13 protein-coding genes and 2 pseudogenes are annotated in these 12,589 nt (G+C 71.3%); 6 read left to right on the top strand and 9 right to left on the bottom strand.

What is annotated here, in order from left to right; genetic code table 11:
* Positions 1-255: 255 nt before the first annotated feature.
* Positions 256-999 carry a hypothetical protein gene (locus GA0115254_RS45355; RefSeq protein ID WP_218105625.1) on the bottom strand — a complete coding sequence of 248 codons (744 nt, stop codon included), beginning with the start codon at positions 997-999 and terminating at the stop codon, positions 256-258.
* A gap of 463 nt (positions 1,000-1,462) precedes the next feature.
* Positions 1,463-2,610: pseudogene (locus GA0115254_RS41090) on the bottom strand (ROK family protein).
* A gap of 56 nt (positions 2,611-2,666) precedes the next feature.
* Between GA0115254_RS41090 and GA0115254_RS41085 the strand changes: the two are divergent.
* Complete coding sequence (locus GA0115254_RS41085; protein WP_093900346.1) at positions 2,667-3,839, top strand: Gfo/Idh/MocA family oxidoreductase; 1,173 nt, start codon at positions 2,667-2,669, stop codon at positions 3,837-3,839.
* Positions 3,836-4,315, top strand: a complete 480-nt coding sequence (locus GA0115254_RS41080) for a heme-degrading domain-containing protein (RefSeq protein WP_093900345.1) — start codon at positions 3,836-3,838, stop codon at positions 4,313-4,315. The genes GA0115254_RS41085 and GA0115254_RS41080 overlap by 4 nt, the downstream gene beginning before the upstream one ends.
* A gap of 143 nt (positions 4,316-4,458) precedes the next feature.
* Here GA0115254_RS41080 and GA0115254_RS41075 read toward each other — a convergent pair whose 3' ends face one another.
* From GA0115254_RS41075 to GA0115254_RS41065, 3 genes are all read right to left on the bottom strand, one after another.
* Entirely contained in the window at positions 4,459-5,319 is an 861-nt protein-coding gene (locus tag GA0115254_RS41075) for a fumarylacetoacetate hydrolase family protein (RefSeq protein WP_093900344.1), read from the bottom strand.
* Between the two features lie 137 nt (positions 5,320-5,456).
* Positions 5,457-6,227, bottom strand: coding sequence for a YidC/Oxa1 family membrane protein insertase (locus GA0115254_RS41070; protein WP_093900343.1), 771 nt, complete (start codon positions 6,225-6,227; stop codon positions 5,457-5,459).
* 91 nt (positions 6,228-6,318) lie between these two features.
* Positions 6,319-6,651: a DUF6412 domain-containing protein gene (locus GA0115254_RS41065; protein WP_093900342.1), complete on the bottom strand. Its 333-nt coding sequence runs from the start codon at positions 6,649-6,651 to the stop codon at positions 6,319-6,321.
* A 98-nt stretch (positions 6,652-6,749) separates the two neighbouring features.
* On the opposite strand from GA0115254_RS41065, the gene GA0115254_RS43655 reads away from it, so the two are divergent.
* Positions 6,750-6,995: a hypothetical protein gene (locus GA0115254_RS43655; RefSeq protein ID WP_176740495.1), complete on the top strand. Its 246-nt coding sequence runs from the start codon at positions 6,750-6,752 to the stop codon at positions 6,993-6,995.
* Here GA0115254_RS43655 and GA0115254_RS41060 read toward each other — a convergent pair.
* From GA0115254_RS41060 to GA0115254_RS41050, 3 genes and pseudogenes are all read right to left on the bottom strand, one after another.
* On the bottom strand, positions 6,931-8,499 hold the full coding sequence (locus GA0115254_RS41060; protein WP_256103076.1) for a sodium:solute symporter family protein: 1,569 nt from the start codon (positions 8,497-8,499) through the stop codon (positions 6,931-6,933). The genes GA0115254_RS43655 and GA0115254_RS41060 overlap by 65 nt on opposite strands.
* A complete protein-coding gene (locus tag GA0115254_RS41055; RefSeq protein ID WP_093900436.1) occupies positions 8,496-8,654 on the bottom strand; it encodes a DUF3311 domain-containing protein in 159 nt (52 codons plus the stop codon). Before GA0115254_RS41055 ends, GA0115254_RS41060 begins: the two co-directional genes overlap by 4 nt.
* Before the next feature lie 55 nt (positions 8,655-8,709).
* Positions 8,710-9,415, bottom strand: a pseudogene (locus GA0115254_RS41050) (class E sortase).
* A 174-nt stretch (positions 9,416-9,589) separates the two neighbouring features.
* Between GA0115254_RS41050 and GA0115254_RS41045 the strand changes: the two are divergent.
* The 3 genes from GA0115254_RS41045 to GA0115254_RS41035 all read left to right on the top strand — a co-directional run bounded on the left by GA0115254_RS41045 (position 9,590) and on the right by GA0115254_RS41035 (position 11,969).
* On the top strand, positions 9,590-10,591 hold the full coding sequence (locus GA0115254_RS41045; protein WP_093900435.1) for an SEC-C domain-containing protein: 1,002 nt from the start codon (positions 9,590-9,592) through the stop codon (positions 10,589-10,591).
* A 178-nt stretch (positions 10,592-10,769) separates the two neighbouring features.
* Positions 10,770-11,285, top strand: a complete 516-nt coding sequence (locus GA0115254_RS41040; RefSeq protein WP_093900340.1) for a GNAT family N-acetyltransferase — start codon at positions 10,770-10,772, stop codon at positions 11,283-11,285.
* A 315-nt stretch (positions 11,286-11,600) separates the two neighbouring features.
* Positions 11,601-11,969, top strand: coding sequence for a S1 RNA-binding domain-containing protein (locus tag GA0115254_RS41035; RefSeq protein ID WP_093900339.1), 369 nt, complete (start codon positions 11,601-11,603; stop codon positions 11,967-11,969).
* A 132-nt stretch (positions 11,970-12,101) separates the two neighbouring features.
* On the opposite strand, the gene GA0115254_RS41030 is transcribed toward GA0115254_RS41035, so the two are convergent.
* Positions 12,102-12,521, bottom strand: coding sequence for a RidA family protein (locus GA0115254_RS41030; protein ID WP_093900338.1), 420 nt, complete (start codon positions 12,519-12,521; stop codon positions 12,102-12,104).
* Positions 12,522-12,589 lie beyond the last annotated feature (68 nt).

Here is a 12,589-nt window from a genome sequence, read left to right as displayed (position 1 = left end):
GCGGCGCAGGCGGCGGGACCAGACCACCATGGCCCCGCCGCCGATCAGGAACCCGGCAACGGTGATGCCGGGGTGCGGAAGGGCGGCCGGACCGGTTGCGGCCAGCTCGGGGAGGCCGCTGTCGGCAGGGGTCCGGCCGGGTGCGAGCGGCCGCGGAGCGTCACCGGTGCCGGTGACGGCGGTGGCGCTGGGCGTGGCTTTGTCGGGCAGGGTGTCGCGGGGAGTGTCGGCGGCCTTCCCGGTCCCACCGATCTCTCATGTCCTGCCGACCTCGCCAGCCCTGCCGACCTCTCCCGTCCCGCCGACCTGCCCGGTCCCGCCGACCTCGCCAGCCCTGCCGACCTCCCCCGTCCCGCCGACCTCCCCGGTCCTGTCGATCTCTCCCGTCCCGCCGCTGTTGTCGACGACGGCAAAGGGGTATTCGCCGGACTCGCCGACCCAGGCCCCGTCGTCCTTCCCGGTCCCGCCGCTCGCTGCGGGCTGCCGCTGGACGATCGCGGCATTGGCGGTCATCCGGCCCGGTCTGGTGTCCGAGGTAAACGCCATCCGGATCTCGACGGTGACGGTACGGCCCGCGGGAATGGTGAAGCCCTCGAAGGAGTCGGCGCCGTCACCGCCGAAGACGCCGATGTGTTCGTCCTGGTCGGTGGTCTCCCAGGTGACGCGGTGCTCCACATCGGGACGGCTCGGCTCGGAGAACTCCAGCTGGATCTGTTCGGAGGTCAGCTTCCGGTCCTCGTCGGTGAGGACCAGCACAGGATGGATGGCCCGGCACGACTCGGTGGTGGTGTTGGTGAGGTCCAGGAACCAGGTTCCGTAGCCGCCGCCGGATGCGTAGGTGTCCGGACCACCGTGGATACGGGTGCTGATCGGGAAGTCGTGCGCCTCGGGATCACCGCAGGTGGGCTGCTGGTCGGCGGTGGCGAAGTCCGGCTTCGAGACCGGGGTGGCCGAAGATGCGGCGGAGGCGGATGCGCCACCGAGGACGGCGGGAACCACGCTCGCCGCCGCCGCCAGCCCGAGCGCGAGCCCGTGCCGCGTCCGCCCGGGGAGCGGGTGCGGGGGCGAGGGAGGACGCGCGGAGGCGGTGAATACGGGGATGGAGGCGGCGGAGGACAGCGGGATGGATGCAGGACCGGCCGCGGGAATGGATGCAGGGGCGGAGGCGGAAGGTCCGCCGGACAGGGGCGGTCCGGACGGGGGCGGTGTGGGGGGCGATGGGGGGGCACCCTTCGCTGCTCGCGAGACGGTCGGCTCGCCCCGTGCGCCGGAGTTCACCGGTTCTGGGCCGCGACGCTGCCACGCGCGCGCGAGGCGACCGGCACCGACATGCCGGAGGGCCGCCCGGCCGGCGGCCCGCAACCGCTCGATCGGCTCAGGCGCCCCGCGTCCACGCTTCCGCCCTCGGCCGCCGGCGGTCACGGGACCGGAGCCGAACCCGCCGCGCTCGGCCGCCGAACGGTCACGGGACCAGGGCCGCACCTCCGTCCGTATCTCCGACGTCCGCACCCCCGACCCGCCCGAACAGCGGGGCCAGGACCAGCTGCGCGGCCCCCTCCGCGACCGGCCGGTCCCCTCCCCCGGCGGCGGTGACCGGCACGGGCGCGTCGATGCCGCCCAGCCGGGCGCGCTCGTCGATCACGGCACGGACGCCTCGCACGTACGCATCGGGGTCGGCGGCGACGGTACGGCCACCCAGCATCACCCGGTCGACGTCGAGCAGCCCGACGAGGTTGGCGGCGCCGGTACCCAGTACTCGTGCGGCCTCCGCGACATCACCGCGGGCGACGGCGGCGAGACAGAGCGCCTCGATGCAGCCGCGCCCCCCGCAGCTGCACACCGGCCCGTCCAGCTGCACGGTCTGGTGCCCGAACTCACCGGCCCCGGTACGGGCCCCGCGGTGCAGCCCCCCGCCCCAGGACCAGCCCCGGCGCCGAGCCCGGTCCCGAGGTGCAGATACGCGAAGTCACCCGCACCTGCCGCACGCAGGGCGAGGCCCAGGGCCGCGGCGTTGGTGTCCTTGTCGACGACGACGGGCAGCCCGGTCCGCGCGGCGAGCGCGTCCCGCAACGGATACCCGTCCCACTGCGGGAACCCGGTGACGCGGTGCAGCACCCCGCCCCGGTGGTCGAGCGGCCCCGGCACCGCCACACCGACCCCGAGCACCGGCAGGTCCACGGGCTGCGCGCCCCCGTCCCGTACCGCCGCGACCGCGCACGCCGCCGCCGCGACCACCTCGTCCGCCGGGGCGCCGAAGTCCAGCGGAGCGGTACGGCCGGCGGCAACCGCGCCGGCCAGGTCGACGAGCACCACCGTCAGCTCGTCGCGGTCCAGGTGCATGCCGACCGCGTACCCGGCGTCCGGCACCAGCCGCAGCACGGTGCGCGGCTTGCCCCCGGTGGAGGCCCGGTGGCCCGCGTCGGTCGCCAGGCCCTCGGCGCGCAGCCGGGCGGTGATCTTGCTGACGGCCTGCGGCGTGAGCCCCGTACGCTCGGCGAGTTCGAGCCTGCTGATGCCGCGCTGGCCCGCCACCCGCAGCAGATCCAGCACCAGCGCCGCATTGTGGCTGCGCAGCGTCGGCAGGTTCGCGCCGCTATTACTCCTGTTCACAGCTCCATTGTCCCTGTCGCTTGCACTTTGGCAACAGCGTTGCTTAAGTGGCGGGCATGACTGGCAACGCGACTCACGAGACGCCCGGGCTGTCCGAGACCCCCCTGCGCGTCGCACTCGTCGGCTACGGCCTGGCGGGCTCCGTCTTCCACGCCCCGCTGATCGCCGCGACCGAGGGCCTCGTCCTCGACACGGTCGTCACCTCGAACGAGGAGCGGCAGGCGCAGGCGCGCGCCGAGTTCCCCGGCGTACGGTTCGCCGCGTCGCCGGAGGAGCTGTGGGGGCGCGCGGACGAACTCGATCTGATCGTGATCGCGTCGCCGAACAGGACCCACGTCCCGATCGCGACCGCCGCGATCCAGGCCGGTCTGCCGGTCGTCGTGGACAAGCCGATCGCCGGTACGGCCGCCGAGGCGCGGGAGCTCGCGGCCCTCGCCGAGGAGCGCGGGGTGCTGCTCTCGGTCTTCCAGAACCGCCGCTGGGACAATGACTTCCTCACTCTCGCCCGCCTGGTCGCGGACGGTGAGCTGGGGGACGTACAGCGCTTCGAGTCCCGTTTCGAGCGGTGGCGACCGCAGCCGAAGGGCGGCTGGCGCGAGTCGGGCGACCCCCAGGAGATCGGCGGGCTGCTGTACGACCTGGGCAGCCATGTCGTCGACCAGGCGCTCGTCCTGTTCGGACCGGCGGTACAGGTGTACGCGGAGTCCGATGTACGCCGCCCCGGTGCCGCCGCCGACGACGACACGTTTCTCGCGATCACCCATGCGAACGGGGTCCGCTCGCATCTGTACGTCAGCGCCACCACGGCCCAGCTCGGCCCGCGCTTCCGGGTGCTCGGTTCGACCGCCGGCTATGTGAAGTACGGCCTCGACCCGCAGGAGGCCGACCTGCGCGCGGGCGCGCGTCCGACGGCGAACCGGTCGTGGGGCGAGGAGCCCGAGGAACTGTGGGGCCGGATCGGCTCGGGCGAGTCCCCGCTGACGGGCGGCGGCGCCCCGGTCCGTACGCTGCCGGGCGACTACCCCGCGTACTACGCGGCGGTCACCGACGCACTGCGCGGAAAGGGTGACAATCCAGTGACCGCCCTCCAGGCCGCCGCTGCCCTGGACGTACTGGAGGCCGCGCGCCGCTCGGCCCGCGAGGGCGTCACCGTGCCCCTGCCCGCCGTCACCCCGTCCACCTCCGCCGATACCGAAACCGATACCGATACCGAGGAGCAGAACGTATGAACCCCACCGCTCCGACCATCTCCGAGCTCATCGCTCAGGAACGCCGACTGACGCTGCCGCATTTCAGCTACGACGATGCGTACGCGCTCGGCGGCCTGCTCGTCTCGATGGCCCGGGAAAGGCACGCCCCGGTCGCGATCGACATCCGCCGCGGCGCACAGCAGTTGTTCCATGCCGCACTGCCGGGATCGAGCGCGGACAACGACGCCTGGATCGACCGCAAGCGCAAGGTCGTGGAACGGTACGGCGAGAGCTCGTACCTGGTCGGATCCCGGTTCCGGTCGAAGGGGACGACCTTCGACGAGTCCTCGCGCCTGGACCCGGACATGTACGCCGCGCACGGCGGTTCGTTCCCGATCGCGGTCGAGGGCGCGGGCGTCATCGGCTCGGTGACGGTCTCGGGCCTGCCCCAGGCGGAGGACCACGCCCTGGTGGTCGAGGCACTGGAACAGTTCGCGACGACGATCGGCGCGTGACGGCAAGGAGGGGTGGGGCGCTGCTTGCACAGCACCCCACCCCTCCGACCTTTATGGCCGGTCACCTCAAGACCCGGTCGGCGGCCGAGGACAGAGCGGTCACCCGGACGCCCCGGCGAACCACCCCGCCCCCGACACCACCGCTACGCGTCCTTCAGCTCCTGCCGCTGCCGCCCCAGCCCCGCGACCTCCAGCTCCACGACATCCCCCGCCCTCAGATACGGCTTGGGCTCGGGGTGCCCCAGAGCGACCCCCGCCGGCGTCCCGGTGTTGATCACATCGCCCGGGTACAGGGTCATGAAGTGGCTGAGGTATCGGACCACCTCACCCACAGAAAAGATCTGGTCGGCTGTCGTGCCGTCCTGCTTCAGCTCACCGTTGACCCAGAGCTTCAGCGACAGCGCCTGCGGGTCGGCGATCTCGTCCGCCGTCACCAGCCACGGCCCCAGCGGGTTGAACGTCTCGCAGTTCTTGCCCTTGTCCCAGGTGCCGCCGCGCTCGATCTGGAACTCGCGCTCGGAGACATCGTGCGCCGTCGCGTATCCGGCGACATGCGCGAGCCCCTCCTCGGCGGACTCCAGGTAGCGAGCGGTGCGCCCGATGACGACCGCGAGCTCCACCTCCCAGTCGGTCTTGACGCTGCCGCGCGGCACCAGCACCGTGTCGTCGGGCCCGACGACGGTGTCCGGCGCCTTGAAGAACAGGATCGGCTCGGCGGGAATCTCCGCACCGGTCTCTGCGGCGTGGTCGTGGTAGTTCAGCCCGATGCACACGATCTTGCCGATCCGGGCGAGCGGCGGCCCGACCCGCAGCCCCTCGGCGTCGAGCTCGGGCAGTTCGCCGGGCGCGGCCGCGGCGGCCCGTACCCGGGCGAGCGCGGACTCGTCGGCGAGCAGCGCGTTGTCGATGTCGGTGACGATTCCCGACAGGTCACGCAGGGTTCCGTCCTCGTCCAGCAGTGCCGGTCGTTCCGCGCCTGCCGTACCCACACGAAGCAGCTTCAACGGTCTTTCTCCCCTTGGTCGAGATCGGGCCCGTCGGATGGGTGTCGGCCATCGCAGGCTTGTCCGATCGTCCAAGACATCCGATCACTCCGCAAGACCCTGTTCACACACTGGACCGGCGCACTGGCCGTCCCGACTCACGCCGCGGTGGCCATGGCGGTGCCGGCGGCCGGCATGTCGCGGTAGAGGACGGCCCGCTCGATCGCGGTCCAGGTGGTGCTCGTGACGACGTACAGCGCGGCGGCGAGCGGTACGACGGACACGGTGAACAGGGTGGCGAAGGACATCAGGGGCATCAGCTTCGTCATCGCGCCCATGCCCGGGACCGGCTGTCCGTCGGGCCCGGTGGCCGGGGTGACGGGGTTGGCGGCCATCTGCTGCTTCGTACGCCGGAAGTTGAAGGTGGCCACGACGGCGACGATCGCGAACAGGCCGAGGTAGACCATGCCCTGCGCCCCGAACAGCCCGCCGTGCGCGAGCGCGTCCTGCCAGCGCTCGCCGAGCGGGGCTTCGAAGAGCTGGTGGCCGAGCAGCTCGTTGGGGTGGCCGTCGATCGTCCGGCTGGAGAAGAGGTGGTAGAGGAGGAAGAAGGCGGGCATCTGCAGAAGGCTCGGCAGGCAGCCGGAGAGCGGCGAGACGTTCTCCGCCTTGTGCAGTTCCATGAGCGCCTTCTGCATGCGCTCGGGGTTCTTGCCGTGTTTCTTGCGCAGCTCGGCGATCTGCGGCTGGAGCCTGGTGCGGGCCTTCTGCCCGCGCGCGGCGGCCCGCGACAACGGGTGCACGGCGAGCCGCACGAGCGCTGTGAACAGCACGATCGCGGCGGCGGCGGACGCGCCCTGGAAGAGCGGGTGCAGCACATCGGCCAGCGCGCCGACCAGGGCGGCGAATGCGGACATGAAGACGGACATGGGTGAGCCCTCCGGGGGTCTCGTCGTGCCGGGAGGAAGAGCGAACTCGGCATGACGAACCGCGAGGGGTGCCTACGGGTGGTGCGAGCCCCTACGCGGCCGTCGGGAGGGCACGGCCGGGGGCTCGGGGGCGCCTGCGCCCCTTGGCGTCCGGGTCTCGCTGCGGCAGGAACGCGGTGCGTTTCTCCCGGTCGCGGATGGCCGTACGGACCCGGGTGCGGGGCATGGGGACGGCGCAGCGGGCGCTGATGACCGAGGCGGCGACGAGCGCGGAGCCGGCGGCCGCCGTGGCGGCGAGCGCGACGGCGGCGGAGAGGCTGCCGCCTTCGGCGAGGACGACTTCGGTGACGAGGAAGAGCAGCAGTCCCAGGGGGCGGAGCAGCCGGGCGAGGCCACCGCGCAGACGGTTCACGTCACCACTCATCGGCCCCTCCCTTCTTCCCCTTCGCGGCCTGACGGCCGGGCTCACTCAGCCACGCCTTTCGCGCAGGTGTGCGTTCGGCTCTCCAGCCGTTATACACGATGGGTCCGGCACACCTGTCCGCGCTGGGCGCGATCGGTCTCCAGCGGCCGCGGCAGTCGGTGCGGCGCGAGCAGGGCGCGGCTGACCGGACCGGCAGGGTCCGGATCGAGTCCGTCGCCCGGCCGCATCTCGAATCGTCGGCCGGCGGGCTGTTCACCGGTCTGTCACTGATCGACCTGTTCAGCTGTCTGCCGACGCTGCTCCAGCAGGCGCCGGGGATGTCCGCGCCGCGGGAACGCCGCTGAGCTCCACGCCGTCCTCCGGGGACCCGATCCCGTCCCGCGCGAGCACCTCGCTGTCCGGCCGGTCGTCGTGCTCGCGCGGGCCCGCGTACGTCACGGCGAGCGCGACGGCGAGGTTGGCGCCGAGCGCCACGATGCCCGCGTTCACCCCCCACACCGGATCGTTCTCCGTGAACACGAACCCGCACACCATGCCCACGCCGACGACCAGCCCGCTCATCGCCCCGAGCAGGGTCAGCCGCCGCCACATCAGCCCCAGCAGCACCATGGGGAGCAGCTGTGCCATCCCCTCGTACGAGATGAGGGAGAGTCGTACGAGGGTGTTCGGCGCGGTGTACGTGAGCACGAGCGCGATCACCCCCGCGGCCACCACGACGGTCTGCGCGGCGCCCTTCTGCCGCCGCTCCCACCGTGGCACGAGCGAGAGCACACTGCGCCCCCACATCGTTCCGATGACCAGCATGAAGACGGCCATCGGCACGATCGACGACAGAGCCGCCGCCACACCGATGACGCCGACCGCCCAGGCCGGCAGCGAGTCCACGACCAGCTTGAAGAGCGCCAGGTTGGACTCGGCGCCGACGAGCCCCGGCACGACGAAGAGAGCGGCCATGCCGAGCAGCATGGGCACGAAGAGCAGCACGTTGTAGGCGGGCAGCCACATCGCGTTGCGCCGCAGTACGTCGGCGTTCCTGGCGCCGAGGTAGCCGGCGACGGTCGTCGGGAAGATCACCACGGTGAGGGAGTTGAGGAACGAGGTGGTGATGAACCAGGCCTGCCCGAGCCCGCTGTCCCCGTGCCCGGGGAAGGTCAGCCACTGGCTCTTCTCGGTGACGAGCCGGTCGAGGAAGGGCCCGTAGCCGTCGAAGTAGTGGATCGGTACGTAGAGGGCGAGGAAGCCGAGCGTGGCGATCACGAGGATGTCCTTGAGGACGGACACCCACGCGCTGCCGCGCAGCCCGCTCACCACGACGAAGCCGGTGGTGACGGCGAAGGCTATGAAGTAGGCCCAGTTCAGGCTGATGGCACCGTAGGAGATCGTCGATACGACCACGCCCATGCCGGTGATCTGGAGCTGGATGTACGGCAGCAGGAAGACGGTCGCGAGGACGGCGACCAGCGCACCGAGCCAGGGCCGTCCGAAGCGGTGCGCCACCATGTCGGTGATCCCGACGAGTCCGTGCTTGCGTGCGTACGCCCAGAGCGTCGGCCCGACGACATAGCCGAGGGCGTAACCGCAGGACATGTACGCCACCACGTAGAGCACGGGCGCCCCGTAGTTGTAGCCCCATCCCGCGGCGCCCAGGTAGCTGAAGCTGGTGTAGCCCTCGCCGGCCATCAGCACCCAGATGAACACGGTCCCGAGGCTGCGCCCGCCCACGGACCACTCCGCGAGCCCGCCGCCCTCGCCGCTCCCATTCCGCCGCCCGCGCATCGCGAGCAGCCCGAGGGCGACGGTGACGACCATGAAGACCCCGAAGACGGAGGTCGCGACTGCGGCGTTCACCGGCGGTCCCCCCGTCGAGTCAGCCATACGGCGACGGGTGTCAGCAAGGTCGCCCCGAGCAGCCATACGAAGAGGAACGGCAGTCCGAGAACCACGGGACGGACCCGGTTCACGAACGGCAGCAACCCCAGGTACAGCACGTAGGGGACCAGCAACCACAACAACTGCGGACGTCGTCTGAGCACGTCAGAAAACCTTAGTGCGACACCGCTACCGCCCCCGGACCCCCGTGAGCTTCCCCCATACGACAAGCCGGTAACGGGAGGTGAATTCGGGCGTGCACGTAGTGAGCGTCACATACGAACCGGCCGTGCCGTACCCGGCGTGCGGGTTCACATTGCTGCGCGGGACGGCCGCGATGACACCGCTGTCACCGGCGCTGGTCTGCCCGAGCGTCCGGTCGACGGTGTACGTGTAGACGGCGTCCCGGGTCTCCACATCGATCCGGTCCCCGCGCCGCAGCCGGTTGATGTACCGGAAGGGTTCGCCGTGCGTGTTGCGGTGCCCGGCGAGCGCGAAGTTCCCGGCCTGGCCGGGCTGTGCGGTGCGCGGGTAGTGCCCGACGTACCCCTTGTCGAGGACGCCGCGTTTGCTGATGCCCTGGGCGACGGGGGCCGCGAGCCCGAGCCGCGGGATACGGATGACGGCGTACGCCTGGTCCCAGCGGGGCGCGGGGTGCGGTGCGCCCCCCGGACGAACCCCCGCCGGAAGCCCCACGTCCGGACTCGCCACTGCTCCCCGTACCGCCCTCCGGCCCCTGTGGCTGTCGCGGCTCCTCCTGTGCCTGCCCCCGTGGCTCTCCCCACTCCCTCTCAAGCGCCTGCACCTTGTGCTGGGCGTCGGCGCGGGCCTGCCGGTTGGTCCACCACAGCTGATGAACAACGAGCAACAACAGGACGAAACCCAGGGTCACCATCACCTCGGCGCCCGTCCACAACCCGCGCGCGGCGACCCGGCGCCCTCGCGAGTTTCCCTGCACCACGACCGGTATCCGCTCCCGCACGGCCCGCACGATAGGGCCATGTGCCGTAACTCTCCAGGGCCGGAACAACCCTCCGTCCAGATGCCGTACAGCAGTACGGTGTGGTTCATGCGCCCCGACACGCCTGCTGACCACATCACCGAAGCCGAGCGCCTGCTGCGCACCGCGGCGCAGTACCCCGAGGACCGCGAGCCGCTGCTCCTCCAGGCCGCGGCCCATCTGGAGCTCGCCGGTGACCGCGCCCGCGCCACCACTCTCTACGACGAACTGCTCGGCTCCCCCGACCTCGACCACCCGCACCTGGTCAAGGCCCTGAACGCGGCCAACCTGTGGGAGTACGGCCACGAGGCCGAGGCCCGCGCGATCATCGACGGCATCCGTGCCGCGGGCCCGCTCGACCCGGCGGCCTGGGAGATCGCGGCCGAGACCCTCGAATCGCACGACGAGCTGGACGCGGCCCACGACTGCTTCACGACCGCGCTGACGCTCCTCCTCACGCCGGGCGAGGAGGTCCCGTACGCCACGCAGTCACTGCTGATCGGCCGCCACCGGGTGCGAAGGCTGATGGGCGTCGAGCACGATGTCTGGGACGAGCTGGCCGACACCGTCCACACGGCCTCCGTCACGCTGGACGAGCTGCACGACCCGAAGCGCCTGTGGGCACTCGGCTCCTCGGACCCGGGCGAGCTCCGGGCCGAGATCACCCGCCTCCGCGCCGAACTGGGCACGTACCGCACCGCGCTGTCCCGCCCGTTCCCGGTGGCGGTGCTGCACTGGCCGGCCACCGAGCTCGACGAACTCCTCAACGCGTACCCGGTCCTGCGCGGCGAGTACCCCTCCCACGCCGACCACCTGGCCCGCCTGGAAGCCGCACTCCGGGACCTCCACCAGGCCGGCACCCCGAACCTCGGCATCGTGACGGGCACGGTCCCGTCGTACGAGGCCTTCGCCGCCTCGGAAGCCACGTCCCCGGCCGACCCGGATCTCCTCCCCCAGTACGCCACCACCCTCGCCGCCCGCGGCCGAGCGGTCCCCTGGCCCCCGGCCCGCAGCGCGCCCTGCTGGTGCGGATCGGGACGGGCGTACCGGGAGTGCCACGGGGCGGACTGAACGACCGTACGAAGGGGCGGTCCCGGCGCAACCGGGGCCGTTCCCGTACTGCACGGCCACCCATGCCCTCGTGCGTGAACGTGACACATCGGGCCGCGACCGTCACGGCACGACGACGGGGGTGGTGTCCGCGGAATCCTGATGGCCACGCCATGCCGCCGATCCGTATGGTGCAGCCATGCCCGACCTCCAGCGTCTCCATCCCGATCACGTCCCGGCCCTGCTCGCGTTCGAGCAGGAGAACCGCACGTTCTTCGCCGCATCGGTCCCGGACCGCGGCGACGACTACTTCACGAACTTCGACGCCCGCCTCGCCGCCCTGCTCGCCGAACAGGCCGCGGGCATCTGTCACTTCCATGTCCTGGTGGACGACCAGGGCGTGATCCTGGGCCGCTTCAACCTGGTCGACGCGGCGAACGGCTCCGCCGAACTCGGCTACCGCGTAGCCGAGAAGGCCACCGGCCGGGGCCTGGCCACGGCCACCGTCCGCCGCCTCTGCACCCTGGCGGCCGAGGAGTACGGCCTGACCACACTGCGGGCCGCCACCACACACGACAACCCGGCCTCCCAAACGGTCCTGACCCGCGCGGGTTTCGTCCCGACGGGAGAGGAACTCCTGCTGAGCGGGCGGCCGGGGCTGGGTTACGCACGGAGTACGGCGGACCAGGTCTCCTTCGACGACGGCACGGCATAGCAGGACACCGGTCACCTCGGACGGCACCGCGAGCCACCGCGTCACCACCAGCCCACCCGCAGGGCCCGGCCCCTTCGTCTCCCTGAAGGCCGCGCCACGCGACACCGACGGCGGCACCGCGGAACAAACCATCCTGCACGCCTACCACCCGGCCCCCTGACCGCGGCGAACCACCCCGGATGACACACCATCCACTCCCCCAGCAGCCCCGGCAGACACTCACACTGTTGGCGAATTCAGACGTTGAGCCCGGCACGAACTGAAGCTCGCACCGGGCCCTCCTGTCCAGGCCGGTGCTCGTGCGAGGATGCGTGAGTGGTGACGGAGGCGGAGTGGGAGCGAATTCAAGGTGAGTTGCGCTTCGGTCAGGTCGTCACGGGCACAGTCGTCCGGGTGCCCAGGCCCGGAACGATCGGCATCTTCGTGGACATCGGCCTCGGCGTCGAAGGGTTCGTCGACGTCGTGCTTCTGCCTCGTACACGAATCGAGGACTGGCCTGCCGAGGGGACTGTGACCGACTTCGAGATCTGGTGGGTGCACAAGGGCCACCAGCAGATACGGCTCAAGCCGTCTGATCCGAAGTATCTGTGCGAGGACTTCGCCGACTTCGTTGCCCGATACAGGCCCGCTTGGCCATCCGAAATCGGCGAAGTCGTGAGGAGTTCGAAACCATCAACTCCGTAGGACCTGCTCAGGCTTCGCTCCGCTGAGCAGCCGCAAAGCGTGAGACACGCGTGCGGGCAGCTCAAGGAACGCCTGGCCCGCAAGCCGTGGGCCGGGCCCGGCCAGGCAGTTGCCCGTTACCGACCCACGCTCCTAGCTTTCGCGTCCCTCGGCCGGACGGACCGCGACCGCGTCGATCTCGAAGAGCATCCCGGGCAGCGCGAGCGAAGCAACCCCGCTGAGCGTCTGGGCGGGCAGCCGGTCGCCCCAGGCGCCGTGCAGCGCCCTGCCGAGGATCTCCAGCTTCTCCAGGTCATGGTCGACGATGTACGTGCCGAGCCGTACGACATGTTCGACGCCGAGACCGACACCGGCGAGCGCGATGCGCAGGTTGCCGAAGGACCGCTCGACCTGCGCGGCAAAGTCACCGGGCACGACTTGGCCGGTGTCGTCGGAGGCGTACTGCCCACCGATGAACACCAGCTCGCCGGGTGCGGAAGCGGCATGGCTGTAACCGAACGGGGTGGGGTCGTGCAGCCCGGCAGGGTTGGTGATGGTGCGGTTGTCGCTCATGTGTGGCGATTCCTTCAAGTGCGGTGTTTCCACCCGGTGAAGCTCCCCCAGCGGAGTGGACACTCGAT

The organism is Streptomyces sp. Ncost-T10-10d (genome assembly GCF_900091955.1).
Lineage (GTDB): Bacteria > Actinomycetota > Actinomycetes > Streptomycetales > Streptomycetaceae > Streptomyces.
Note: the sequence above shows the minus strand (reverse complement) of the source record. Positions and strands in the feature narration are given on the sequence as shown.